This window comes from Nonomuraea sp. NPDC049486, from assembly GCF_040676925.1.
Classification (GTDB): Bacteria; Actinomycetota; Actinomycetes; order Streptosporangiales; family Streptosporangiaceae; genus Nonomuraea; species Nonomuraea ferruginea.
In genome coordinates, this window is record NZ_JBFAPV010000008.1 from 252,440 (window position 1) to 275,951 (window position 23,512).

Annotated in this window: 20 protein-coding genes; 12 read left to right on the forward strand and 8 right to left on the reverse strand. The window is 71.3% G+C overall.

Annotation, left to right across the window (positions count from 1 at the left end; genetic code table 11):
- Positions 1-630, forward strand: a complete 630-nt coding sequence (locus AB0K05_RS24250) for a response regulator (protein WP_148037228.1) — start codon at positions 1-3, stop codon at positions 628-630.
- A 4-nt stretch (positions 631-634) separates the two neighbouring features.
- Here AB0K05_RS24250 and AB0K05_RS24255 read toward each other — a convergent pair whose 3' ends face one another.
- Both AB0K05_RS24255 and AB0K05_RS24260 read right to left on the reverse strand, forming a co-directional pair.
- Positions 635-1,843 (reverse strand): NYN domain-containing protein, encoded by a 1,209-nt coding sequence (locus AB0K05_RS24255; RefSeq protein WP_364232111.1) that lies wholly within the window; start codon positions 1,841-1,843, stop codon positions 635-637.
- A gap of 184 nt (positions 1,844-2,027) precedes the next feature.
- Positions 2,028-6,050, reverse strand: coding sequence for a zf-HC2 domain-containing protein (locus AB0K05_RS24260; protein ID WP_364231807.1), 4,023 nt, complete (start codon positions 6,048-6,050; stop codon positions 2,028-2,030).
- Between the two features lie 109 nt (positions 6,051-6,159).
- Between AB0K05_RS24260 and pyrE the strand changes: the two genes are divergently transcribed.
- Entirely contained in the window at positions 6,160-6,693 is a 534-nt protein-coding gene (gene pyrE / locus AB0K05_RS24265; protein ID WP_271278350.1) for an orotate phosphoribosyltransferase, read from the forward strand.
- On the opposite strand, the gene AB0K05_RS24270 is transcribed toward pyrE, so the two are convergent.
- A complete protein-coding gene (locus tag AB0K05_RS24270) occupies positions 6,668-7,063 on the reverse strand; it encodes a hypothetical protein (protein ID WP_148036231.1) in 396 nt (131 codons plus the stop codon). The two genes, pyrE and AB0K05_RS24270, sit on opposite strands and share 26 nt — an antisense overlap.
- A gap of 328 nt (positions 7,064-7,391) precedes the next feature.
- Between AB0K05_RS24270 and fbaA the strand changes: the two genes are divergently transcribed.
- The 3 genes from fbaA (at position 7,392) to AB0K05_RS24285 (ending at position 10,241) form a co-directional block, all read left to right on the forward strand.
- Complete coding sequence (fbaA, locus tag AB0K05_RS24275; RefSeq protein WP_148036230.1) at positions 7,392-8,414, forward strand: class II fructose-bisphosphate aldolase; 1,023 nt, start codon at positions 7,392-7,394, stop codon at positions 8,412-8,414.
- 34 nt (positions 8,415-8,448) lie between these two features.
- A complete protein-coding gene (locus tag AB0K05_RS24280) occupies positions 8,449-8,859 on the forward strand; it encodes a DUF3151 domain-containing protein (protein WP_148036229.1) in 411 nt (136 codons plus the stop codon).
- A 98-nt stretch (positions 8,860-8,957) separates the two neighbouring features.
- Complete coding sequence (locus AB0K05_RS24285; protein WP_148036228.1) at positions 8,958-10,241, forward strand: adenylosuccinate synthase; 1,284 nt, start codon at positions 8,958-8,960, stop codon at positions 10,239-10,241.
- A 7-nt stretch (positions 10,242-10,248) separates the two neighbouring features.
- Here the strand turns inward: AB0K05_RS24285 and AB0K05_RS24290 are convergent, their stop codons facing one another.
- Complete coding sequence (locus AB0K05_RS24290) at positions 10,249-10,896, reverse strand: GNAT family N-acetyltransferase (protein ID WP_271278351.1); 648 nt, start codon at positions 10,894-10,896, stop codon at positions 10,249-10,251.
- An 85-nt stretch (positions 10,897-10,981) separates the two neighbouring features.
- Between AB0K05_RS24290 and AB0K05_RS24295 the strand changes: the two genes are divergently transcribed.
- Both AB0K05_RS24295 and AB0K05_RS24300 read left to right on the forward strand, forming a co-directional pair.
- The gene (locus AB0K05_RS24295) at positions 10,982-11,350 is read left to right on the forward strand and encodes a GNAT family N-acetyltransferase (protein ID WP_271278352.1); all 369 of its coding nucleotides are present in this window, start codon (positions 10,982-10,984) and stop codon (positions 11,348-11,350) included.
- Between the two features lie 55 nt (positions 11,351-11,405).
- Positions 11,406-12,311 carry a glycerophosphodiester phosphodiesterase family protein gene (locus AB0K05_RS24300; protein WP_364231814.1) on the forward strand — a complete coding sequence of 302 codons (906 nt, stop codon included), beginning with the start codon at positions 11,406-11,408 and terminating at the stop codon, positions 12,309-12,311.
- Here AB0K05_RS24300 and corA read toward each other — a convergent pair whose 3' ends face one another.
- Entirely contained in the window at positions 12,312-13,322 is a 1,011-nt protein-coding gene (corA, locus tag AB0K05_RS24305) for a magnesium/cobalt transporter CorA (RefSeq protein ID WP_261809017.1), read from the reverse strand.
- A 494-nt stretch (positions 13,323-13,816) separates the two neighbouring features.
- Here corA and purD point away from each other — a divergent pair, with 494 nt between their 5' ends.
- From purD to AB0K05_RS24330, 5 genes are all read left to right on the forward strand, one after another.
- Entirely contained in the window at positions 13,817-15,031 is a 1,215-nt protein-coding gene (gene purD / locus AB0K05_RS24310; protein ID WP_364231817.1) for a phosphoribosylamine--glycine ligase, read from the forward strand.
- A complete protein-coding gene (locus tag AB0K05_RS24315) occupies positions 15,028-15,864 on the forward strand; it encodes a phosphoribosylaminoimidazolesuccinocarboxamide synthase (RefSeq protein WP_148036223.1) in 837 nt (278 codons plus the stop codon). The genes purD and AB0K05_RS24315 overlap by 4 nt, the downstream gene beginning before the upstream one ends.
- 78 nt (positions 15,865-15,942) lie before the next feature.
- On the forward strand, positions 15,943-17,208 hold the full coding sequence (gene murA / locus AB0K05_RS24320; RefSeq protein ID WP_148036222.1) for a UDP-N-acetylglucosamine 1-carboxyvinyltransferase: 1,266 nt from the start codon (positions 15,943-15,945) through the stop codon (positions 17,206-17,208).
- A 201-nt stretch (positions 17,209-17,409) separates the two neighbouring features.
- Positions 17,410-18,699 (forward strand): GTP cyclohydrolase IIa, encoded by a 1,290-nt coding sequence (locus AB0K05_RS24325; RefSeq protein WP_364231821.1) that lies wholly within the window; start codon positions 17,410-17,412, stop codon positions 18,697-18,699.
- 273 nt (positions 18,700-18,972) lie between these two features.
- Positions 18,973-19,920: an EamA family transporter gene (locus AB0K05_RS24330; RefSeq protein ID WP_148036220.1), complete on the forward strand. Its 948-nt coding sequence runs from the start codon at positions 18,973-18,975 to the stop codon at positions 19,918-19,920.
- Here the strand turns inward: AB0K05_RS24330 and hisC are convergent.
- From hisC to AB0K05_RS24345, 3 genes are read right to left on the reverse strand one after another with little or no spacing between them, the layout of a single operon-like run.
- Positions 19,907-20,968, reverse strand: a complete 1,062-nt coding sequence (hisC, locus tag AB0K05_RS24335; protein WP_219545483.1) for a histidinol-phosphate transaminase — start codon at positions 20,966-20,968, stop codon at positions 19,907-19,909. The two genes, AB0K05_RS24330 and hisC, sit on opposite strands and share 14 nt — an antisense overlap.
- A gap of 45 nt (positions 20,969-21,013) precedes the next feature.
- Complete coding sequence (locus AB0K05_RS24340) at positions 21,014-21,679, reverse strand: NUDIX domain-containing protein (RefSeq protein WP_271278355.1); 666 nt, start codon at positions 21,677-21,679, stop codon at positions 21,014-21,016.
- A 38-nt stretch (positions 21,680-21,717) separates the two neighbouring features.
- On the reverse strand, positions 21,718-23,511 hold the full coding sequence (locus AB0K05_RS24345) for a DUF4434 domain-containing protein (protein ID WP_364231823.1): 1,794 nt from the start codon (positions 23,509-23,511) through the stop codon (positions 21,718-21,720).
- Position 23,512: the final 1 nt, after the last annotated feature.

A 23,512-nucleotide genomic window follows, 5' to 3' on the forward strand; every position in this document is an offset into this window, starting at 1 on the left:
ATGCCAGACCGGGCCAAGATCCTGCTGGTCGACGACCGGGAGGAGAACCTCATCGCGCTGGAGGCGATCCTCAGCTCGCTCGACCTGGTGCCGGTGCGCGCCAGGTCGGGTGAGGAGGCGCTGAAGGCGCTGCTCAACACCGAGTTCGCGCTGATCCTGCTGGACGTGCGGATGCCCGGCATGGACGGCTTCGAGACGGCCGCCCACATCAAGCGCCGCGAGCGCACCAGAAACATCCCGATCATCTTCCTGACGGTCGTCGACAGCGCCCCCGACTACGCCTTCCGCGGCTACGCGGCGGGCGCCGTCGACTACCTCACCAAGCCCTTCGACCCGTGGGTGCTGCGGGCCAAGGTGTCGGTGTTCGCCGAGCTCTACAACATGAACAAGCGCCTGGCCGAGCAGGCGGCGCTGCTGCGCGAGCGGCTCGGCCACGAGCTGCCGCCGGGAGCCGGCGACCAGGCGTCGGTCCTGCCGGAGCTGTCCCGCCGCCTGCTGGCGGTCGAGGAGGAGCTGTCCCGCGTGCGTGAGCTCGCCCAGCAGTCCGACGCCTCCGCGCTGCGGGCCCCCCTCACCGACCTCACGGACCGCGTCACCCGGCTGCGCGCCGGCTTCGACGCCCTGACCTGACCGCTCAGCTGCGGGCGCGCTCCAGCGCGTCCCAGAACCCCCTGCGCAGGGCGTGGCGTACCTCGTCGTGCAGCAGGAAGTCGATCGGCAGCGACGACCCCTGCAGCAGCCTGGCCTCCAGGTCGGACGGCATCCGGGGCTTGCGCGCCAGCACCGCCTCCAGCCAGAGGGCGGGCGCGTCGCGGGCCACGGACTCGCCGAAGTCGTGGCCCTCGCGGTGGGCCGCCTTCACCGCGTCGGCCAGCGTCGTGGCTCCCGAGGAGGACGAGGCCGGCTGCTGGGTCACCGGCGCCGGCTGCGGCCCCGTGTAGGGGCCGAGCTGCTGATAGGTGCCCGCGCTCGAAGGCGACGAGAACTGCCCGGTGGTCGGCGACTGCTGCGGCAGCTGCCCGGTCGCCGGCGCGGCCGGCTGCTGCGGCACGGGCGGGTCGGCGGGGAAGGTGTACGAGGGCAGCGCCGGAGGCTGCGACTGGGCCCGGCTCGGCGGGGGACTCGCCGGCTGGGGCTGGCTCGCGGAGGAGTGCGGGGCGGCGTGGCTGCCGGTGCTGGCCGGGGCCGGCGGCAGCGAGCCGGTCGAGGAGGCCGGGGGCAGCGACGACGGCGCGGGCGCGGCGGGCAGCGAGTGTGAGCCGTGGCCGTTGCTCATCGGCTGGTGACCGTTGACGGCCTCCGACGACCCGGTCACCAGCGTCACGTACGGCCGCAGATGACCGGCGCCCAGCTCGATGAGGTCGTCGCACTCCTGGCGCAGGGAGCGCGAGGCGGCCCAGCTCCCGTCGGCGGCGATGTGGACCACGGTCAGCCGGACGCCGAGGTCCTGCGCGTCGCAGACGACCTGGGTGAGGTCCTCGTCGCCGCTCACCACGACCGCGTCGCAGATGGCGTTGTTGCGCGCCAGCGTCATCAGGTCGCGGTGGACCTGCGCGTCGACGCCCTCACGGCGGCCGGGCCTGATGCGGGACAGGCGGAGCTTGAGACCGGGGATGTCGGCCAGCACGTCGTGCTCGGAGGTGCGGCGCCCCTCGATCGTGGCCTCGTACCAGTAACAGCGCAGCAGCGGCAGGCCGGTGCGCTCGCGGGACAGGCTGGACATCAGCTGCAACAGCCCGGGATAGTCCCACGACACCGACTCGCGATGGCGGGTGCCATGCACGGCCATCGCGCCGTCCGCCAGCAGATAGCCGGCGTCGACGAACAGCGCGCAGCGATCCACTGACACCGCCCCTTTCGTGGTGGTCCGACGTGCTGGCTCTGCACCGTCAGAGCCGGACTCGGCGGCCCTGTCCCAGGGTAATGAAAGCGGGTGATCGCGCGAGGGTGAATCCCGACGATTCGCCCCTCGACCGGCGTTAAGCCAGACCCGTTAGGCGAACCGTACCAGTTTGTCCTGGTCACCGTCACGGTCGCGCACGAACGCTCACCGCAACGACCCCGAACAGCACCACGCCCTCCTTCCCCATGATCGTCAAGCTGGGACGGTGCCCGAGGGCGTGGCTCACCGTGTCGACATCGACACCGAACGTCGTGCCGACCGAGGCGTTGCCCGCGTCACGGTCGCGGACCTCCGGCATGACCCGGCCGTCGCCCGCATCGCGGCTGCCGCCTTCCGGCGTGACCGGGCCGTCGCCCGCATCGCGGTCGCCGCCCTCCGGCGTGCCGGCCGAGCCGCTGCCCGCGTCGCGGTTGCCGCGCTCCGGCGTGACCCGGCCGTTGCCCGGCGATAGCCGGTCGCCGCGTAGGCCCGCGTCGCCTGCCCAGGCGACCAGTTCCACCCGGGCGGGGGCGCCGGCGGGCTCCAGTCCGCCGAGTGGCAGCCGCAGCGCCGGGCTGTCGCCGCCGACGATCCGGGTGTCGTCGAGGACGACCGCGTTGCCGTACGGGGCGGCCGGGTCGGTGGTGATGACCACGAGGCTCCAGCCGGCGTGGCCCCGCGCGCCCATCGGCGGGTCCGCCGCCCACCACTCGCCGTTCTTGGCTGCGCTCGCCGCCAGCCCTGTGACGTCGGCGTACGCCTGGTAGGCGGGGCCGTGGGGCAGTTTCTGCCAGGCGACCCGGCTGGGCCGTACGGTCACGTAGCGGCCCCGGCCGGGCGGCTTCAGCTTGATCGGCCCTGCGCCCTCGGCGGTGGCCGACCAATAGAGCCCCGCCCAGAGGATCCGGCCGCCCAGGGGCAGGTCGAGCCGGGCGGCGCTGGAAGCTTTCGTTTTCCGGGACCTGTCGAGGTCGAGCGGCTCCAGGTCGCCGTCGCGGTGCTCACCCCCGGGCCGCTCCGCGCACCCCTGACGCTTGTCCGGGCACGTCAGCAACCCGTTCCCCACCGCCCTGACCGTCACCTTCCCGTCGGCGGCGAACCTGGCCGGCGCTCCCCCTTCCCACACCCCCACCGGCGCCCGCGCGCTCAGCCTGAGCGCGCCCGCCTCCACCCGCAGCCTGGGCCCCTCCCCCTCCGGAGCGTCCCGCGCCACCCGCACCCGCAGGAACACCGACGCGACCTTCCCCGCCGCCAACGGCGCCCTGGCACACCGCACCCCACCTCTGACGGCCCGGCACGCCCACCCACCGGCCCGCCCTTCCCTGACATCCCCCACCCACTGAACCGCTGCCCGGCCGTGGGTCTCCGCTTTGTCCCCCCACTGGACCGTCGCCCGGTCCTCGGTCTTCGCTTTGCCCACCACCCACTGGACCGCCGCCCGGTCCTGGGTCTCCGCCTCGTCCACCACCCACTGAACGGCTGCCCGGTCCTCGGTCTCCGCTTTGTCCACCTTCCACTGAACCGCTGCCCGGCCCTGGGTCTCCGCCTTGTCCCCCCACTGAACCGCCGCCTGGTCCCCAGCCCCGGTGGCACTCCCCCACAGCCGTCCCAGCGAACCGGCCCCCTCCTGTGAAGGCTCACGGGCAGCGGGTGGTAGGACGCCTCCACCCACGTCGATGCCCTCACGATCCGCGGTGTCCTCGTGCGCACCCACGAATCCACCCGCCGGAGAACCGGCCGTCTCCGGTGGAAGTTCGTGCAGTGCGGCGGGGAGGAGAACACCCCAGCCCACTGCGCCCAGGTCGGCGGCTACCCCGCGCGTATGCATAGGGATGGCGTTTCCTGGGGTGAGCGTGCCGTCATCACGGGGCGATACCTCGGAGGTGTCCCATCCTTCGGTGGCCGTGTCTGTCGCGCTCTGAGGGAGCCGGGAGGCGGCATGCCTTTCCGCCGCCACCCACTGGACCGCGCCGGGCTTTCCCGGGACGGTCCATGGGGTTTCCGCGATCGGGCTCGTCTGGGGGACGAGGGTGACGCCCGGAGGCAGCTCGATGGCGGCGTAGATGTCCCGGGTCGGCGCATTGCCGATGTTGCGGACGCGCATGGCCACGATGCCGTCCTCGCCCCGTACCAGGGAGCCCATCGCCGCTACGGAGGCGCGCAGGCGGGCCGTCCTGCGCTCACTGGACGCCCCCACCCGCTCGCGCTCCGGACGGCTGGCGCGTTCCCCTCCAGCCTCGTCCGAGGAGGACCGGGCGCGGTCCCTCCTCGGCTCACCGGACGAGGAGCCATCGCGATCCCGACCGGACGAGGAACCACCGCGATCCCTTCTGGCCTCACCAGGCGAGGAGCCGGCACGCTCCCGATCAGGCGTGCGTGACGAGGACCCGGCGCGATCCCTTCTCGGGTCACGGGACGAGGAACCACCGCGATCCCGGTCAGGCATGCGTGACGAGGAACCAACGCGGTCCTCTCCCGGGTCACCGGACGAGGAACCGGCACGCCCTCGATCAGGCCCACCGGGTGAGAAACCACCGCGCTCCCTTCTCCGGTCGGACGAGGAATCACCGCGATCCCGGTCAGGCTTGCCGGACGAGGAACCGGCACGCTCCCGAGCAGGTCGGCCGGGTGCGGAACCGTCGCGGTCGGCGCTGGCCCCGCTGGACGAGGAACCCGCGTGCTCTCGGTCAGGCGGGCCCGTACGGTCGCGGCTCGCCTCGCCGGGGGAGGCACCGGTGCGGTCCCCGCTGGCATGGTCGGGCGGGGAGCCTGTGTGGTTCCCGTCGGGGTCGTGGGGTGGGACGAGGGCGGGTGGGCGGCCCGAGGGGACGCCTGCGCGGGACGGGCCGTGCGGGCCCATCGCTGACGGCCGGTCAGCGGTGCCTGCCTCGCCGTGCAAGCCCGAGGCCTTGGAGTCCGACGGCGAGGCGGCGGCTGGGGTCCCCGAGCCTTGCGTGCTCGTGTCCTGGGGGGCCGCGTCCGACGGGCCGGCGGACTTCGAGCCTTGGGAACCCGTACCGCTGGAGGACCGCGCTTGCGCACCAGAGCCGTTCGCGTCGGAGCCGCCTGGGCCGGATCCGTCTTCACCCGAGCCATCCGAGCCTGGGCCGTCCGCGCCTGACCTGTCGCCGCCGGAGCCGTCTGAGCCCGAGCCACCCCCAGTGGAGCCGTCCGAACCCGAACCGCCCGTACCGCCCGCACCCGTATGGGAGAGGTTCTCGCCGTACGGGCCGACGTGGTCGTACTGGTCGGCGGCGGAGCGGGGGTGGGCGTCGGGGCGGGCTCCCACGTCCTGGCCCGACACCACGGCGAAGGCCGCCGCCACCGCCATCACCGTGGCCGCCCCGCCCGCCACCGCGACGTGCGTCCGCCGCATCCGGCCCAGCGTCCGCCGGGGAGCGGGGGCGGGCCGGGACAGAGCCTCCAGATAGCCGGCGGCCACGTCGCCCAGCACCAGGGGCCCGATGACCGTGCGCAGCCCCCGGTTGACGTCGGTGAGCTCCCGCAGGACGGTGTGACAGTTGGGGCAGTCGCGCACGTGCTCGTCGACCGACCGCGAGTCGCGCCGGGTCAGCCCGCCGCGCACGTACGCGCCCAGCTTGCCGATCACCGCCTTGCACTCGGGCGGCGGCGACCCCGTCAGGTAGAGCTGCAGGTACGCCTGCCGCAGCCCCTCACGAGCCCGGTAGGCCAGCGCCGAGACCCCGTTGGCCGACAGCCCGAGCAGCGGCGCCACGTCGGCGGACCGGGCGTTCTCCACCTCGGTGTGCCACAGCACCGCCCGCCACCGCTCCGTCAGCGACAGGTAGGCCTGGGCGATCAGCGACCCCTCCAGGCGGGCCGACGCCGGGTCGGCGGGCATGGCGGTGTCGGACAGCTCGATCTCGCCCGTCACGCGGGTGCGGTCGTGGACGGTGCGCCGGACCACGATCAGCAGGTAGGTGCGGAAGGCCGACGCCGGCCCGCCGCCACGGCCCACGTGGTCGAGCACCCTGGTGAACGACTCGGCGACGACGTCCTCGACCTCCGCCTCGCCGTACACGAGCTGCCCGGCCAGGGCGCGCGCGGCGGCCACGTGACGCTCGTAGAGCTGCCCGTACGCGGTGGCATCACCCCCTCTGACGGCATGCAGCAGGTATGCGTCGCTCTGCGGTGTTTCCACACTCATGGTGACCTCGCGGTTACGAACCGTTGCCCGTGCAGTCATTCCGCACTCACGCCCATGGCTAAACCGAGCGCGTCTCTTTGCCGTCGAGGACCGGCTCTAAGCTGAACCCATGAGCGACCGTGACAGACTGCTGGCCGAGATCGAGAAGAAGGCCGTCGTGCACGGCCGGGTGGTGCTCTCCTCAGGGCAGGAGGCCGACTTCTACCTCGACCTGCGCCGCATCACGCTCGACGCCGCGGCGGCCCCGCTGGTCGGCGGCGTGCTCCTCGACCTGACGGCCGACCTCGACTACGACGCGGTGGGCGGGCTCACGCTGGGCGCCGACCCGGTGGCGACGGCCATGCTGCACGCCGCGGCGGCGCGCGGGCGTTCGCTGGACGCGTTCGTGGTGCGCAAGGCGCAGAAGGCCCACGGGATGCAGCGCCGGATCGAGGGCCCCGAGGTGAAGGGCCGCCGGGTCCTCGTGGTCGAGGACACCTCGACGACCGGCTCGTCCCCGCTGACGGCGGTGGAGGCGCTGCGCGAGGAGGGCGCCGAGGTGGTCGCGGTGGCCACGATCGTCGACCGGGGCGCCGCGGCCAGGATGGCCGAGGAGGGCCTCGACTACCGTTCCGCCTTCACTCTGGCGGACCTCCGACTGTGAACGCCTCCCGCTCCCCCTGCTCGCCCCGCGGCCGGAGGGTGCCGTTCTCGGTGACGCGGACGGTGCCGGCGTCGGAGATCACCACGTCCAGCTCGGGCTCGAAGTAGCTGACCTCCTCGCCCTCGGTCATCTCTCGGTGCTGCAGCACGTCGCCGCCGGGGACCCGTACGGTGACGAGCGGGCAGGTGGCGGCCACGCACTCGATGCGCACGGTCGGCACCGGAGCGGTGACCGTGGGCGTGGCGGACGTCCGCTCGGGCGCGGCGTCCTCTGTGTCGAGCGAGTCGAACAACGCCCGCCCGCCGATGACCAGCAGCACCACGAGGGCCGCTGCCGCCAGGACGGCGAGCGCCAGTCGGGCGAGGCCCATCGGATCTGACCTGTGGCGTCCCACGCGCCGAGACTATCCAATGGTAAGACGGCTTTCCCGATGTGTTTCGAATGCCGACGGCCGACACCGAGACCGGGACGGTCAGCTTCTCGGCCGTGAACGACCGAGCTTGCGGCTCCTCACCGTCCATGGCTTCGACGGTTCAGCCGCTTCAGCAACCGCTTAGCCGATGTGGTCTGCTTGGCCTGCAGGCGGCGGCGCAGCCGCCCTCCCAAGCTGCCGTTTCCTCCCGGACGTGAACGCCCGCGGGGTTCCATGCCGGATTATGCTGAACAGCGCGAAGCCGTTACTTCTAGGGAGATGACTCATGCCCATCGCGACTCCTGAGGTCTATGCGGAGATGCTCGATCGAGCGAAGGCAGGCGGGTTCGCCTATCCGGCGATCAACGTGACCTCTTCCCAGACGCTGAACGCCGCTCTTCGCGGCTTCGCCGAAGCGGAGAGCGACGGCATCATCCAGGTGTCCACGGGCGGCGCCGAATACCTGTCCGGTCCGACGGTCAAGGACATGGTGACCGGTGCGACGGCGCTCGCCGAGTACGCCCGGGTGGTGGCCGCGAAGTATCCCGTCACGGTGGCGCTGCACACCGACCACTGCCCCAAGAACAAGCTCGACGGTTTCATGCGCCCGCTCGTCGACATCTCGCTGGAGCGGGTGTCGAAGGGTCTCGACCCGCTGTTCCAGTCCCACATGTGGGACGGCTCGGCCGTGCCGCTGGAGGAGAACCTGGAGATCGCCAAGGAGCTCCTCGACAAGTGCGCCCGCGCCCGGATCATCATGGAGATGGAGATCGGCGTCGTCGGCGGCGAGGAGGACGGCGTCGTCGGCGAGATGAACGAGAAGCTCTACACCACGACCGGTGACGCGCTGGCCACGGCGGAGGCCGTCGGCCTGGGCGAGCAGGGCCGCTACATGCTCGCCGCCACGTTCGGCAACGTCCACGGGGTCTACAAGCCGGGCCACGTCAAGCTGCGGCCGAGCGTGCTGAAGGAGATCCAGGAGGCGGTGGGCGGCAAGTTCGGCAAGGAGAAGCCGTTCGACCTGGTCTTCCACGGCGGCTCCGGCTCGGCGCTGGAGGAGATCCACGAGGCGATCTCGTACGGGGTCGTCAAGATGAACGTCGACACCGACACCCAGTACGCCTTCACCCGGCCGGTGGCCGACCACATGTTCCGCAACTACGACGGCGTGCTGAAGGTCGACGGCGACGTCGGCCAGAAGAAGACGTACGACCCGCGTTCGTGGGGCAAGTCGGCCGAGACGGGCATGGCCGCCCGCGTCACCGAGGCGTGCGAGCACCTCAAGAGCAGTGGGACGAAGCTCTCCTAGCCACGAAGACGGCCCGGCGGGTATGACTTGTCCTATGGATAACCTTCTCGCCGGGCCGCCCCCGACGCAGCTGCCGGACACGCCCGAGGCCAGGGAGGCCCTCGATTCCGGCGTCAAGGCCTCCGACGTGGCCGCCCGTTTCCCCGCCTACCCGGCGGCCTGGGCGGCGCTCGCGGAGGAGTACTTCGCCCAGGGCCACGCCGTCACCTCCTACGCCTTCGCCCGCACCGGCTACCACCGCGGGCTCGATCATCTGCGCCGCAGCGGGTGGAAGGGGCATGGGCCGATCCCATGGGAGCACGAGCCCAACCGCGGGTTCCTGCGCTGCCTGTACGCGCTGAGCCGGGCCGCCCAGGCGATCGGCGAGAAGGACGAGGCCGAACGGTGCCTGCAGTTCCTCAAGGACAGCAGCGAGAGCGGCTATGACGCGCTGACCAAGGGGTAGCTCTTGGGACGATAAGCCCCACTCGGGTAGTCTCTCCACGCAAGAGCCCCTGTCGCGCTTGCGCCAGGGGTTTCGTTTTGTGTTCGGGAGACTTCACCATGCCGGCTGCCGTTCTCGTGGGTGCCCAATGGGGCGATGAGGGCAAGGGCAAGGCCACCGACCTGCTCGGTGGCGACGTCGACTACGTCGTCCGTTATCAGGGTGGCAACAACGCGGGCCACACCGTGGTCATCGGCGACCAGAAATACGCGCTGCACCTGCTGCCCACGGGCATCCTGTCGCCACACGTGGTGCCGGTGATCGGCAACGGTGTCGTGATCGACCCAGGGGTGCTGCTGGGCGAGATCGACGGCCTGGCCAAGCGGGGCATCTCCGCCGAGCGGCTGCTCATCTCGGCCAACGCGCACCTGATCATGCCTCACCACAAGGCGCTCGACAAGGTGACCGAGCGCTACCTGGGCAAGGCCAAGATCGGTACGACCGGCCGCGGCATCGGCCCGGCCTACGGCGACAAGATCTACCGGGTCGGGGTGCGGGTGCAGGACCTGCTCGACCCCGGCATCCTGGCCAAGAAGATCGAGGTTGCGCTGGGCGAGAAGAACCAGGTGCTCACCAAGGTCTACAACCGGCGCGGCATCGAGGCCGACGCGGTCGTCGAGGAGTATCTCGGCTACGCCGAGCGGCTCAAGCCGCACATCGCCGATACCTCCCTGGTGCTGAGCAAGGCGCTGGACGAGGACAAGTTCGTGCTGCTGGAGGGCGGTCAGGGCACGCTCCTCGACATCGACCACGGCACCTACCCGTTCGTCACCTCCTCCTCGCCCACCTCGGGCGGCGCCTGCGCCGGCGCGGGCATCCCGCCGAACCGGCTCACGAAGGTGATCGGCATCCTCAAGGCCTACACCACCCGTGTCGGCTCCGGTCCGTTCCCGACGGAGCTGGAGGACGAGATGGGCGAGTGGCTGCGCCGGACGGGCGGCGAGTACGGCGTCACGACCGGCAGGAACCGGCGCTGTGGCTGGTTCGACGCGGTGATCGCCCGCTACGCCACCCGGATCAACGGCGTCACGGACTTCTTCCTCACCAAGCTGGACGTGCTGTCCGGCCTGGAGCGGATCCCGGTGTGCGTGGCGTACGACGTCGACGGGACGCGGCACGACGAGATCCCGATGACGCAGACGGAGTTCCACCACGCCAAGCCGATCTACGAGGAGCTGCCGGGCTGGCAGGAGGACATCACGGGCGCCAAGACGTTCGAGGACCTGCCGCCGAACGCCCAGGCGTACGTGCGCGCGCTGGAGGAGATGAGCGGCGCGCCCATCTCCGCGATCGGCGTGGGCCCGGGCCGCGACCAGACCCTGGTGATCCGTTCCCTGGTCTGACCAGCGGTCAGCCGGTGAAGACCGCCGCCGTCATGGGTGAGCGGAGCCGCCAGCCGAGGCTCTCGTAGAGCTTCCTGCCCTCCGGGGTGGCCACCAGGACACCTGTGGTGGCGCCCCGGGAGACGGCGGTGGCGGCGAGCGTCTTCATGACGACGACGCCCAGGCCGCGGCGGCGGTGGTTCTCGGCGGTCTCGACCCGGTCCACCACGGCCGCCCAGCCGGCCGTGGCGAGCTGGCCGCGGGCCGCTATCTCGCCCGCGTCGGTCAGCAGGCGGGCGACGGTGACGCCGGCCCGGGTGGTCACGGCCAGCGTGTAGCCGGGCGGCGCCGCCGCGTGCTCGCGGGTGAGCGTGCCGGTCATCAGATACTCGGGCGGGTCGATGGCCCAGCCCGGAGGCAGCCAGGGGGCGATCAGCTCGGCCGGGGCGCAGAGCTTCAGCCAGGTGCCTGGCACCTTGATCGCGGACGTCAGCCGCTGGATGAGGGCGGGCGTCGGGTCGGGGACGACGTGGCGGGCGACGTGGCCGGGCAGGCCGGTGTCCACCCGCAGCCCCCAGGGCTCGGTCACGGGCGGCGGGGTGCCGCGCGAGACCGTCCACCCGTCCACCCAGGCCCGTACGGTGTCGAGCCGGGTGGATTCGAGAGCCTTGGTCATAGTTGCTCAGCTTATTGCAATATTGTTGTATTTTTTGCCAAAAAACTGGGTGCACAGTGGGGTAACGCCTGCTTAACCTCCTCCCATGGACATCCGTCGCGTCACCCGGTCCGAGGCCGTCGAGGAGGCCGGTCACCTCTTCGACGCGGCTCCCCAGAGGTTCGCGGACGAGGGCTGCCATCTCCTCGTCGCCTACGTGGACGGGTTCCCCGCGGGGATGGTGACCGGGGTGGAGATGACGCACCCCGGCAAGGGCACCGAGATGTTCCTGTACGAGCTCTCCGTGGACGACCGCTTCCGCGGCCGCGGCATCGGCCGGTCACTGGTCACCGCGCTCGCCCGGCTGGCCCGCGAGCGGGGCTGCCAGGGGCTGTGGACGGCCACCGGCGAGGACGACAGACCGGCCGATGACGAGGACCAGGCCGTCCACACCTGGGAATTCGGCCGGCCGTAGCTCCGGTCGGGCGTGGCACTGCCTGAACACGGCCCGCGCCAGATAGGGTCCCGGTGTGCGCGTTGAGATACATGGTCATCGGGGGGCGAGGGGCCTCTGGCCCGAGAACACGCTGCCCGGAATGAGCCGGACGATGGAGCTCGGGGTGCACGCTCTGGAGCTCGACGTCGCGCTCACCGCCGATCGCCGGCTCGTGCTCACGCACGACCTGACGGTCTCCGCCGTCACGAGCGCCGACACGCGACCGGTCACGCCGGACGACCCGGCTTTCCCGTACGTCGGAAAACCGATCAACTCGCTCACCCTCGCGCAGCTCCGCACCCTCGACGTGGGGGTGCGCTTCCCGCGCCATCCGCAGGACCCGTTCGCGCTGACCCAGGTGGCGATGCCCGAGACCCGCATGCCCACGCTCGGGGCCGTGCTCGGGCTGGTCAACGCCTACCAGGCGGCGGGCGTACGGCTGCACATCGAGCTGAAGTCCGACCCGACGCGGCCCGCGCTGTCGGCCGCCCCCGAGGAGTTCGCCGAGCTGGTGCTCGACGAGCTCGACCGGCACGGCAGGCTGCACAACGCGGCGATCCTGAGCTTCGACTGGCGGATCATCTCGCGGGTGGCCGAGCTGGCGCCCGACGTCCGGCGCTTCGCGCTGGTCGAGCTCGACACCCTCGGCTGGAACGGCCCGCTCGGCGACGACGTCCCCGCCGCCGCCCGCGCCGCCGGCGCCACCACGCTCTCGCCCGAGCACGTGATGGTCGACGAGCGGCTCATGGCCCAGGCCGCCGCGGCGGGGCTCGACGTCGCCGTCTGGACCGTCAACGACACCGCGCTCGGCGCCCGCATGCTCGACCTCGGCGTCTCCGGGATCGTCACCGACTATCCCGACCGGATGCGCGAGCTGTGGCGGGAGCGCAGGCTTGAGCTGCCCGAGCCGGTCGGGCCGCTCAAGCCGGTCGGCGTCTGACTAGAGCCAGCCGTTGCGGCGGAAGCCGCGGTGCAGCAGCACGCACACCGTGACCATCACGGCCAGCACCGCGGGATAGCCCCACACCTGGCGGGTCTCGGGCATGAAGTCGAAGTTCATGCCGTAGATCCCGGCGATCATCGTCGGCACCGCCAGGATGGCCACCCAGGACGAGATCTTGCGCATGTCCTCGTTGGCCAGCGCGTTCGAGCGGGCCAGCGCGGCCTGCAGGATCGAGCTGCACAGCTCGTTGGACGACTCCACCTGCTCGCACACCCGCGCCAGGTGGTCGCCGACGTCGCGGAAGTATTCGCGCATGTCGGAGGGGATCACCCGGCGCTGCGGCAGCGCGGCCAGCGGCGCCTGCAGCGGGGTGACCGCCCGCTTCAGGTCGAGCATCTCGCGCTTGAGCTGGTAGATCCGGTTGATGTCGCGGGAGCTGACGTCGGCGAACACCGTGGCCTCGACGTCCTCCAGCTCCAGCTGCATGAGGTCGGCGACCTGGAGGTAGCGGTCGACGACGTGGTCGGCGATCGCGTGCAGCACCCCGGCCGGGCCGCGGGCCAGCAGGTCGGGACCGTCCTCGATGCGCTCGCGCACCTCCGTCAGCGGGCAGTGCTCGCCGTGGCGCACGGTGACCACGAAGTCGGGGCCCAGGAAGATCATGATCTCGCCGGTGGCGATGATCTCACCGGCGGGCTCGGCGCTGTCGAGGTACGCGATCGTCTTCAGCACCATGAACATCGAGTCGCCGTAGCGCTCGACCTTGGGGCGCTGGTGCGCCTTGACGGCGTCCTCGACGGCGAGCGGGTGCAGCCCGAAGACCTCGGCCAGCCACTCGACCTCCGGCGCCGCCGGCTCGTGCAGGCCCACCCAGACGAACGCCTTGGCGCCCTCGGTGATCCTGTTGTGCCGGCGGACCAGCTCCAATGACTCGACGATGCCCGCGGCCCGGGTCTTCTCGCCCTCGATGTACGCGGCGTACTCCACGATGGAGTCGACAGGTGGCACGCACGCCTCGGTCACGGTCTGGAGGCGCGGACGCGGCTGGTGCCGCTGAACGGGGTGACGGTTGATGCGACGGAAAAGCGTGGACGAGCGCATGGCAGTCCCTTTCCGCCCGACCTGGCACGCTCCACGCGCGTGATGCGACATCACCTCTTAAAAGCGGGAATGCGTGGAGGCACGATCAGGCTGCCGGATTGGAGTGGTCGGGGGTATTCGAGATGTACGTGAACGAGCACGTACTGCTGGGATCACCAGGATTCATCCCGGACCACCTCCAATCACACGAGAAGCCATAAAGCCGCCCCAATTTACCACGGGGCGGGGAACGCACCTGACTGTACTAGCCTGACGGCCGCCGGATCCGGTAGAAGCTGCCGAAGAAGCCGGGACCCTTCTGGCATGTCCCGGCAGCTTGCTTCTGCCCCCGCCGCAGCCTTCCAATCCAGCCCCGAGGGGCTGAGGGGGGCGCGGGGCGCCGGGGCTGCGAGAATGGGCGGGTGCGCGTACTCGTTATTGGTTCCGGAGGGCGGGAGCACGCCCTCTGCCGTTCGCTCAGGCTGGATCCGCAGGTCACCGAGGTGCACTGCGCGCCCGGCAACCCGGGCATCGGGCAAGTCGCCGAGCTGCACGCCGTCGATCCCGTCGCCCCGGAGGCGGTCGCCGGGCTGGCGAAGCGGCTGGGCGTGGATCTGGTGGTCGTGGGCCCGGAGGCGCCGCTGGTCGCCGGGGTCGCCGACGCCGTGCGGGAGGCCGGCATCGCCTGCTTCGGCCCGTCCAGGCAGGCGGCGATGATCGAGGGCTCCAAGGCCTTCGCCAAGGAGGTCATGCTGGCCGCCGGGGTGCCGACGGCCGAGGCGCGGGTGTGCGACAACCCCGACGAGGCCGCGGCGGCGTGCGCCGAGTTCGGCGCCCCGTACGTGGTCAAGGACGACGGCCTGGCCGCCGGCAAGGGCGTCGTGGTCACCGGCGACCTGGAGGAGGCGCTGCGCCACGGGCGGGCGTGCGGGCGGGTGGTGATCGAGGAGTTCCTCGACGGGCCCGAGGTGTCGCTCTTCGCGCTCTGCGACGGGAGCACGGCGGTGCCGTTCCAGCCGGCCCAGGACTTCAAGCGCGCCTACGACGGCGACGCGGGCCCCAACACGGGCGGCATGGGCGCCTACACGCCGCTGCCGTGGCTCCCCGAAGGGCTCACCGAGCAGGTGATGCGCGAGGTCGTGCACCCGACGATCGCGGAGCTGGGCCGGCGCGGGCTGCCCTACCAGGGGGTGCTCTACGTGGGGCTGGCGCTGACCGCCAAGGGCCCGAAGGTGGTGGAGTTCAACGCCCGGTTCGGCGACCCGGAGACGCAGGTCCTGCTCGACCGGCTGGAGACGCCGCTGGGCGGGCTGCTGATGGCGTGCGCGACCGGCGAGCTGGGGCTCGACCCGGTGTTCAGGCCGGGCGCGGCGGTGACCGTGGTCCTCGCGGCCGAGGGCTATCCGGCCGCCCCGGTCAAGGGCGACGCGATCACCGGGCTGGAGCCGACGGACGACGCGTACGTGATCCACGCCGGCACGGCGCTGAAGGACGGCGAGCTGGTCTCGGCGGGCGGCCGGGTGCTCAACGTCGTCGGCACGGGCCCCGACCAGGAGACCGCCCGCCGCAACGCCTACGAGCTGGTCGAGCGGATCCGCATGCGCGGCGCCCACTACCGGACGGACATCGCCGGATGAGACACCTCCACTCCGGCAAGGTCCGCGACCTCTACGAGACCGGCGAGGGGACGCTGCTGATGGTGGCCTCCGACCGGATCTCGGCCTTCGACCACGTGCTGGAGTCCGAGATCCCCGGCAAGGGCGCCATCCTCACCCAGCTGTCGCTGTGGTGGTTCGACCAGTTGCGTGACGTGGTGCCCAACCATGTGGTGTCCGCGGGGCCCGACACGCGCAGCGTGCTGGTGAAGCCGCTGAAGATGGTGCAGATCGAGTGCGTGGCCAGGGGCTACCTGACGGGTGGCGGGCTGGGCGAATACCGCGCCACCGGCGCGGTGTCGGGCATCCCGCTGCCGCCGGGCCTCGAAGACGGGTCGCGGCTGCCCGAGCCGATCTTCACGCCGTCCACGAAGGCGCCCGCGGGTCAGCACGACGAGCCGATCCCGTACGAGCGGGTGGTCGCGGAGGTGGGCGAGGAGACCGCGGCGGAGCTGCGCCGCATCACGCTCGCGGTCTACGCGCGGGGGGCGGAGATCGCCCGCGAGCGCGGCATCATCGTCGCCGACACCAAGATCGAGCTGGGCTACGACGCCGACGGCGTGCTGACGCTGGGCGACGAGGTGCTGACGCCCGACTCGTCGCGGTTCTGGCCGGCCGACCAGTGGAAGCCGGGCCGGTCGCAACCGTCCTATGACAAGCAATATGTCCGTGATTGGCTTACTTCGCCGGAATCGGGATGGGACAAAGATTCCGGAACTCCACCACCGCGGCTGCCCGATGTCGTGGTCGAGCGCACCCGCGATCGATACCGAGAAGCGTATGAGCGCATCACCGGGGTTGCCTTTACAGGATGATTCGGCCGGGTCAAGTGGTGTTACCGGCTACTGTTGGCCGGGCCTAGCCTCACGCTGAACTCTCAAGGAGCCGCCCGAATGGTCCGTTACCGCGTGCGCGGTGGCAACCCCCTGCGTGGAACCGCTTTCATCCAGGGCGCCAAGAACGCCGTGCTGCCGATGATCGGTGCGGCTCTGCTCACGGCCGAAGGCCGCACCGTCCTGCGCAACGTACCGATCATCGAGGACGTGCGCCGCGCCGTCGAGCTGGCCGAGGCCGTGGGCGCGTACGTCGAGCTGCACGAGTCCGAGCGCACGCTCGTCATCGACGCCTCCCGGCTGACCAGCCCGGTGCTGCCCGCCGAGATCGCCCGCCGGTTCCGCGGCTCGGTGCTCTTCACCCCCGCCCTGCTCCACCGGCTGGGCGAGGCGATCGTGGAAGGCGTCGGCGGCTGCAACCTCGGCAGCCGCAACCTCGACTTCCACTACCTGGGCTACAAGCGCCTGGGCGCGGTGGTCGACGAGGGCGAGACGGTGATCCACGTCAAGGCGTCCGGGCTGACCGGCGCCACCCTCTACCTCGACACCCCCTCCCACACCGGCACCGAGAACCTCATCATGGCCGCCGCCCTGGCCAAGGGCACCACGGTCATCGAGAACGCGGCGCTGGAGCCCGAGGTCCTCGACGTGATCGACATGCTCACCAAGATGGGCGCGCGGATCAGCGGCGGCGGCACCGGCTTCATCACCGTCGAGGGCGTCGAGGAGCTGCACGCCGTCGAGCACACGGTGATGCCCGACCGGCTCGACGCGGGCGTGTTCGCCATGGCCGCGGCCATCACGCAGGGCGAGGTGAGCCTCGTCGGCACCGGCCTCGACCTGGGGGTGGTGCGCTACAAGCTGGAGCAGATGGGCGTCGACTTCGCCCGCCAGGGCGCGGTGCTGCAGGTGCGGTGCGACGGGCCGCTGCGGCCGATCAACATCATCACCGACACCTATCCCGGCTTCGCCACCGACCTCCAGTCGCCGATGATGACGGTGGCCGCGCTGGCCGGCGGCACCAGCTACATCCACGAGCGCATCTTCGACGGCCGCTTCGCGCTGGCGGGCGAGCTCAACAAGATGGGCGCCAACGTGGAGGTCGACGGCAGCCGGGCGATCGTGCGCGGCGCGACCCCGCTCACCGGAGCCGGCGTAACCGCTCACGATCTGCGTTCGGGTATAGCGCTGGTGCTCGCCGGACTGGCCGCCAATGGCGAGACCGTCATCGACTCCGGATACCTCATCGATCGCGGTCACGCACATCTCGCGCCCCGAATGCGAGCTCTCGGCGCGGACATTACACGAGAGATTTCTGAGCGTTGATAACGGCTGGAAAAACCCCGTTGAGCTGCTGATACATCTTCTCGGGCGGTCAACCAGAACGTCTTTCCGGAAAAGTCGGGCGTGACATTACGGCCCCCGCGAGCGATCGTTCCAAAAGAGAGCACTGCAACGGATCGCAGGATGGGACGAACATTGGTCGAGAGGGCGGAAGAAACTTCCCGAGTGTCACGCCCGGGCGCTATGACACCGGATCTCACCATTGGCGTGGTCGGACCTCATGACCTGGTGGAGCGGGTCATGTTGATGGGTCACGCCGCAGCGCCGCTTCCCTGCCGCCTGGTGGCCGCCGCCTATCGCGACGAGCAGGAAGCGCCCGACAAGGTGACACGGCTCGGTCCCGGCGTCGACGCCTGTCTGTTCGCCAGCCCGGTGCCCTACGACCTGGCCAGGCGTTCCGGCGTGCTGACGATGCCCGCCACGTACGTGCAGGTCGGCGGGACGGCGTTGATCGCGGCACTGGCGAAGGCGGCACTGGACACGCGGGTGGACCCGCAGCGGGTGAGCGTTGACGTGGTCAGCCGGGCCGATGTCGAGGAGGCGTACACAGACCTCGGCATCCCGGCGGCGGACGTGCACAGCCGCGACGAGCCGGGCGCCACCGGCACGATCGCCGCCTTCCACGAACGGCTGTCCCGCCAGGGCACGACCACGGGGGCGCTGACGTGCCTTCCCGCCGTGGCCGAACGCCTGCAGGCGGCGGGGGTGCCGGTCATCAGGATCAGGCCGACGTCGGCGGCCATCCGCACGGCGCTGCACACCGCGGCGCTGCTCGGCGCGCACCACCGGCTGGAGGAGTCACAGCTCACGGTCGTGCTGGTGGAGGTGCCGACGCTGCGCGAGCCGGTGCGCCGGGCGGCGCCCCGCTACTGGCGCGACGAGCTGCGGCTGTCGCTGCACCGGCTGCTGGTCCAGGAGGCCAACCGGATCAACGCCACCGTCTGGCCGATCGACGACCACAGCTATCTGGTGACCGCCACCAGAGGCTCGGTCGCGACGGCCACCGACGGGTTCAGGGTGCTGCCGTTCGCCGCCAGGATCCGCGACGAGCTGGGGCTGGCGGTCGAGGTGGGTGTGGGCATGGGTCGCACCACCCACGACGCCGAGTCGCACGCACGGGCCGCGCTGGCGCGCACGCAGGCGGGCAAGCAGGCGCAGGGGTTCGCGGTCGACCGGGAGGGCCGGGCGCTCATCCCGGCCCCGCGGATGCCGCCGACCGGCGCGGCCGCGCTCAAGCCCAAGGGCGTGGAGGTGCTGTCGCGGCTGGCCGCCAAGCTTGAGGGCGGCGACACCGTGGTGGACGCGGAGGGCGCGGGCAAGATGCTGGGGGTGACGCCGCGTACGGCGCGGCGGCTGCTGCGCACGCTGGTTGACGAGGGACTCGCGTGGCCGTTGCCGCCCAACCGCACGCCGCAGCCGGGCCGGCCGCGCCAGCTCTACCGCCTCATCGTGGAGAAGCTGGGGCCCCGCTGACGTCCATGGGCCGGGCCCGCCGCCCTTCCTTCCCCCCTCCGGCGGCGGACCGGTTCATGGACTGTCTACTTCTGGTTGATTCGCGGTTGGGGCGTGGAGAGACGGGTATGAATTTCGTCGCCCCCGATCGATGGGATTCGGACGGGGGCGCCAACCGTTCTGGGGGCGCCCCGCCGACCACCACCCGTCCGGGCCGAAGCCCGGGGGTTCCCACATCTCAACGTCTGATACCCGCATGCGCTCTGTCGGCGGCGAGGACTATCGTCATGAGTCATGACAGCTGACACACCTGACCGGCGGGTCTCGCTCGCCGTGTGGACGGCACTGGGCATCGTCTACGTGGTCTGGGGTTCCACCTACCTCGGCATCGCCATCGTCATCGAGACGATGCCGCCCATGTTCAGCGGCGCCATCCGCTTCCTCTCCGCGGCGCTGTTGCTGGGCGCGTTCCTGGCCATCAGGAAGGGCCCCGCCGTCTTCCGGATGACGCGGCGCCAGTTCGGCAGCGCGGCGCTGGTCGGGCTCCTGCTGCTGACGGGCGGCAACGGCATGGTGGCCGTCGCCGAGCAGCACATCTCCAGCGGCCTCGCCGCGCTGCTCGTGGCGTCCGTGCCGCTCTGGCTGGTCGTGTTCAGGATCGCGGTACGCGACAGGCCGATGGTGCTCACGCTGGCCGGGGTGCTGGTCGGGTTCGCCGGGGTGGCGGCCGTGTCGCTCAGCGGCGGCGGGGCGAGCGGCAGCGCCACCGGGATCGCGGTCATCCTGCTCGCCTCCGCGTCCTGGTCCGTCGGCTCGTTCCTGTCGGGACGGATCGCGATGCCCGCCAACACGTTCGCGGCCAGCACCGTCGAGATGGTCGCCGGAGGCCTCGGCATGGTCGCCGTCGGCGCCGTGGCGGGCGAGCGGCTCGACCCCGCCCTCGTCTCCGGCCGCTCCTGGGCCGCGCTCGCGTATCTGATCGTGATCGGCTCGCTGGTCGGGTTCACCGCCTACACGTGGCTGCTGGGCAACGCGCCGATCTCGCTGGTGTCGACGTACGCGTACGTGAACCCGATCGTGGCCGTGATCCTCGGCGTGCTGGTGCTGCAGGAGCAGGTGACCGTGCAGATCCTGCTGGGCGGGCTGGTGATCCTGGTGGGCGTCGCCCTGGTCGTGTCGACGGAGCGGCGACGCCCCAAGAAGGCCCCCGAGCCGGCCGCGGCGGTGTCTACGCCTTCATGAAGGCGGCGGCGGCGGTCAGGAAGGCGTCGTTGGCCTCCGGGTCGCCGATGGAGACCCGGGCGCCCTCCCCCGCGAACGGCCGCACCGCGACGCCCTCGGCGGCGCAGGCCGCGGCGAAGTCCATGGTGCGCTCGCCCAGCCGCAGCCAGACGAAGTTGGCCTCCGTCGGCGGCACCTCCCAGCCCTGGGCGATGAGCGCCTCGCGGACCCGGGTGCGCTCCTTGACCACCCGCTCCACCCGCTCGAGCAGCTCGTCCTCCGCCGCCAGCGACGCGATGGCCGCCACCTGGGCGAGCTGGTTGACCGCGAACGGGATGATCGTCTTGCGCACGGCGGCGGCGACCGGCTCCTGCCCGACCACGTAGCCGACGCGCAGCCCCGCGAGCCCGTACGCCTTGGAGAACGTGCGCAGCACGCAGACGTTCGGCCGGTCGCGGTAGAGGGTGAGGCCGTCGGGCACCGACTCGTCGCGGACGTACTCACGGTAGGCCTCGTCGAGCACCACCAGCACGTGCTCCGGCACCCGGTCCAGGAACGCCACCAGCTCACGCTCGCGGATCGAGGTGCCGGTCGGGTTGTTGGGGTTGCACACGAACACCATGCGCGTCCGGTCGTTGATCGCCTCGGCCATGGCGTCCAGGTCGTGGTCCTCCCCGGCCAGCGGCACCCGTACGGACGTCACCCCGGCCAGGTCGGCGAGGAGCGGATATGCCTCGAACGACCGCCACGCGTAGACCACCTCGGCGCCCGGGTCGCCGACGCTCTCGAACAACTGCTGCGCCACCGTCACGGACCCCGCGCCCAGCGCGATGTGCTCCGCCGGCACCCCGAACCGCTCCGCGATCGCCTCGGTCAGCTTGACCGCCCCCGGATCGGGATAGCGGTGGATCAGCCGCGCCCCCTCGGCGATGGCCTCCACGACGGACGGCAACGGCTCGTAGGGCGACTCGTTGGACGACAGCTTGTAGGACCGGCCGTCGGGCGTCATGACGGCCTTGCCCGGCTTGTAGGCCGGCATGGTGTCGAGGATCGGGCGGAAACGAGGCATGTCCATACGATAGGCCAGCCCTCGCCAGGGCATCACCGGCCCTGGTCATTCCTTGAGCGAGCGGAGCATCGGGGGGTGCAGGAGCTCGGCGGGGCCGCGGCGGTAGAGCTTGGCGGGGCGGCCGCCGTCGCGGGTCGTGGTGGCGCCCGTCTCCACGAGGAAGCCCTCCGCCTTGGTGACCTTGCGGTGGAAGTTGCGCGGGTCGAGCGTGCGGCCCCAGACGATCTCGTACACCCTCCGCAGGTCGGCCACCGTGAACTCCGGCGGGCAGAAGGCGGCGCCCAGCGAGGTGTATTCGAGCTTGGCCCTGGCCCGCTCGACCCCGTCGAGCATGATGCGGCGGTGGTCGAAGGCCATGACGGCGAGGGATTCGACGGGCTGCCAGCTCATGTGGGCCTTCTCCGAGGCCGGCAGGTCGGGGGCGATGCCGAGGTAGGCGACGCTGAGCACGCGCTGGCGGGGGTCGCGGTCGGGGTAGCCGTAGGTCTGGAGCTGCTCCAGGTGGACGGGGGCGCCGGGGAGGCCGGCGCGCTCCGACAGGATGCGCTGGGCGGCCGCCGGAAGGTCCTCGTCGAGCTGGATGAACCCGCCCGAGAGCGACCAGCGGCGCAGGAAGGGCGGGTTGTCGCGACGCCAGGTGAGCGCGCTGAGCGCCTGGTTACGGACCGTGAGCACGACCAGGTCGACGCTGACCGGAATGCGCGGGACCATGCAGGCACGTTACACGCTGCCGCACGACCTGGTGACCGTCAGGCGTCGATGCGGACGTGCAGAGGCTCGCTGGTCGACTGCCCGGACGGGATCTTGACCTTGATGCGGACCCACTCCCCGGACGGCACCCGGCTCCAGTCGAAGGGCACCCAGGCCGTCTGCATGTGCTCGGGCAGCTCGTCCAGAGGGTCCTCGTCCAGCCAGCCCACCTCGGAGACGACCAGGTCGGCCGTGCCGCCCGACCACTCGACGGTGACGGTGCCGTCCTTCAGGTTGTAGCCGCGCACCTCCACCCCGTCCTCGGGGGCGCGGGCGCGGCGGATGGCGTCGACCGCGATCGGCCGCTGCCAGTCGCGCATGATCTCCGACTCCACCGACGGCGACCCGCAGGTCATGAAGTCGCTCCACATGTACGAGACGATCTTCTGGACGTAGCGGCCCGCCATGGCGACGGCCTGGTCGAGCCGTTTCTTGTCGGTCTTGCCGCGGGTGCCGTGGGCCGCGCAGGGCTCGTCGCCCGACGGCTCGAAGGCTTCGACGTTGGCCCAGAGCTGCACGTCGTGGCCGCCCTCGATCATCTCCTCGCGGGCCGCCGCCATCTCGCGGTAGTAGTCGCGGGTGGAGCCGTGGTAGGCGGTCTTGTAGGTGGTCTCGCCGACGACGGGGCGCAGCCGCTCGTCCACCTCGTCGCCGCGCTCGTCGGGCCAGTAGAGGCCGACCTTGCCGGTGCCGCGGCTGTCCTGCGGGGCGATGATGCCGACGCCGGTCCGCGCCAGCGCCTTGAAGCCCTCGGCGACCTGCGCGGGGGTCTGGCCGAAGGCGACGCGCTTGCGGGCGTCGAGATAGGGGCTGATGAGGATGGGCTTGCCCGGCAGCTCCTGGCGGACGATGCGGTGCTGGTCGGCGTACACCTCAAGGGTGGGGTTGTCGGCCAGCGTGTCGGCCATCTGCACCTCGAACGGCTGATAGACGCCGCCGAGCGACTGCCGCTCGGCGAAGCGCGCGCCGTAGTCCTGAAGGATGCGGCGGGTGACCGTGGTGAGGGTGCCGATGTGCTTGCGGTTGGCCCTGATCGGGCTGGCGGGGTCGCGCGGCGCCAGCGGCAGCGCGGGGAAGACCTGCACGCCGAACTGGTCGCCGAGGTCGAGCAGCTTGGTCAGGCTGTCTTCCGGCGAGCCGGCGATGAGGATCAGATCGTACGTGGAGCCCTTGGAGAAGTCGCAGGTCGGGTCGTCGGAGCCGTCCGGCGGGGCGATGAGGCGGAAGTAGGTGCGCTTGCCGCCGTCGATCGAGCGTTCCATGGGCTGACACCTGAACAGGCCGTCGCCGAACGACTCGTCGGTGCGGTAGACGTACACGCGCCCGATGCGGTTGTCGGGGTGCGCCTCCTTGAGGTCCCGCTCGGCGGACTCGTAGCAGCTGACCCCGTCCTCCTCGCACGCCTTGTAGAGGGAGTCGACCTCGCCGTCGCGGGTCTTGACGCGCCCCTTGCGGTCGACGGTGCGGAACTGCAGGCCGTAGCCGATCCTGATGACCGTGTCGCCGCCGACGCGGTGGATCTCCTGGAGCTGGCTGCGCCAGGTGCACGGGTTGGACGTGGGGGTGATCCAGTAGCCGGTGACGGCGTAGGGCGCCTTCTCCTGGGTCTCGAACGTTCCACAGGGGTCGGTGAACTCGCTGACCATCGGCGTCGGCTGGACGCGCGTCGGCGAGGCCTCGGCCTGCGGGGTGGCGGACTGGAGGGGTTCGTCGTCGCCGACGGGCAGGACGACGACCACCGCCGCGATCGCGGCCAGGATCGCTGCCCCCAGGAGGACGAAGAGCCAGCGCACG

Bases quoted from the DNA above. Each gene is read 5' to 3' on its own strand.
- AB0K05_RS24250 (WP_148037228.1), top strand. From the start codon at position 1: ATGCCAGACCGGGCCAAGATCCTGCTGGTCGACGACCGGGAGGAGAAC.
- AB0K05_RS24260 (WP_364231807.1), bottom strand. From the start codon at position 6,050: ATGAGTGTGGAAACACCGCAGAGCGACGCATACCTGCTGCATGCCGTC.
- pyrE (WP_271278350.1), top strand. From the start codon at position 6,160: ATGAGCGACCGTGACAGACTGCTGGCCGAGATCGAGAAGAAGGCCGTC.
- AB0K05_RS24270 (WP_148036231.1), bottom strand. From the start codon at position 7,063: ATGGGCCTCGCCCGACTGGCGCTCGCCGTCCTGGCGGCAGCGGCCCTC.
- fbaA (WP_148036230.1), top strand. From the start codon at position 7,392: ATGCCCATCGCGACTCCTGAGGTCTATGCGGAGATGCTCGATCGAGCG.
- AB0K05_RS24280 (WP_148036229.1), top strand. From the start codon at position 8,449: ATGGATAACCTTCTCGCCGGGCCGCCCCCGACGCAGCTGCCGGACACG.
- AB0K05_RS24285 (WP_148036228.1), top strand. From the start codon at position 8,958: ATGCCGGCTGCCGTTCTCGTGGGTGCCCAATGGGGCGATGAGGGCAAG.
- AB0K05_RS24290 (WP_271278351.1), bottom strand. From the start codon at position 10,896: ATGACCAAGGCTCTCGAATCCACCCGGCTCGACACCGTACGGGCCTGG.
- AB0K05_RS24295 (WP_271278352.1), top strand. From the start codon at position 10,982: ATGGACATCCGTCGCGTCACCCGGTCCGAGGCCGTCGAGGAGGCCGGT.
- AB0K05_RS24315 (WP_148036223.1), top strand. From the start codon at position 15,028: ATGAGACACCTCCACTCCGGCAAGGTCCGCGACCTCTACGAGACCGGC.
- murA (WP_148036222.1), top strand. From the start codon at position 15,943: ATGGTCCGTTACCGCGTGCGCGGTGGCAACCCCCTGCGTGGAACCGCT.
- AB0K05_RS24325 (WP_364231821.1), top strand. From the start codon at position 17,410: ATGACACCGGATCTCACCATTGGCGTGGTCGGACCTCATGACCTGGTG.
- AB0K05_RS24330 (WP_148036220.1), top strand. From the start codon at position 18,973: ATGACAGCTGACACACCTGACCGGCGGGTCTCGCTCGCCGTGTGGACG.
- hisC (WP_219545483.1), bottom strand. From the start codon at position 20,968: ATGCCTCGTTTCCGCCCGATCCTCGACACCATGCCGGCCTACAAGCCG.
- AB0K05_RS24340 (WP_271278355.1), bottom strand. From the start codon at position 21,679: ATGGTCCCGCGCATTCCGGTCAGCGTCGACCTGGTCGTGCTCACGGTC.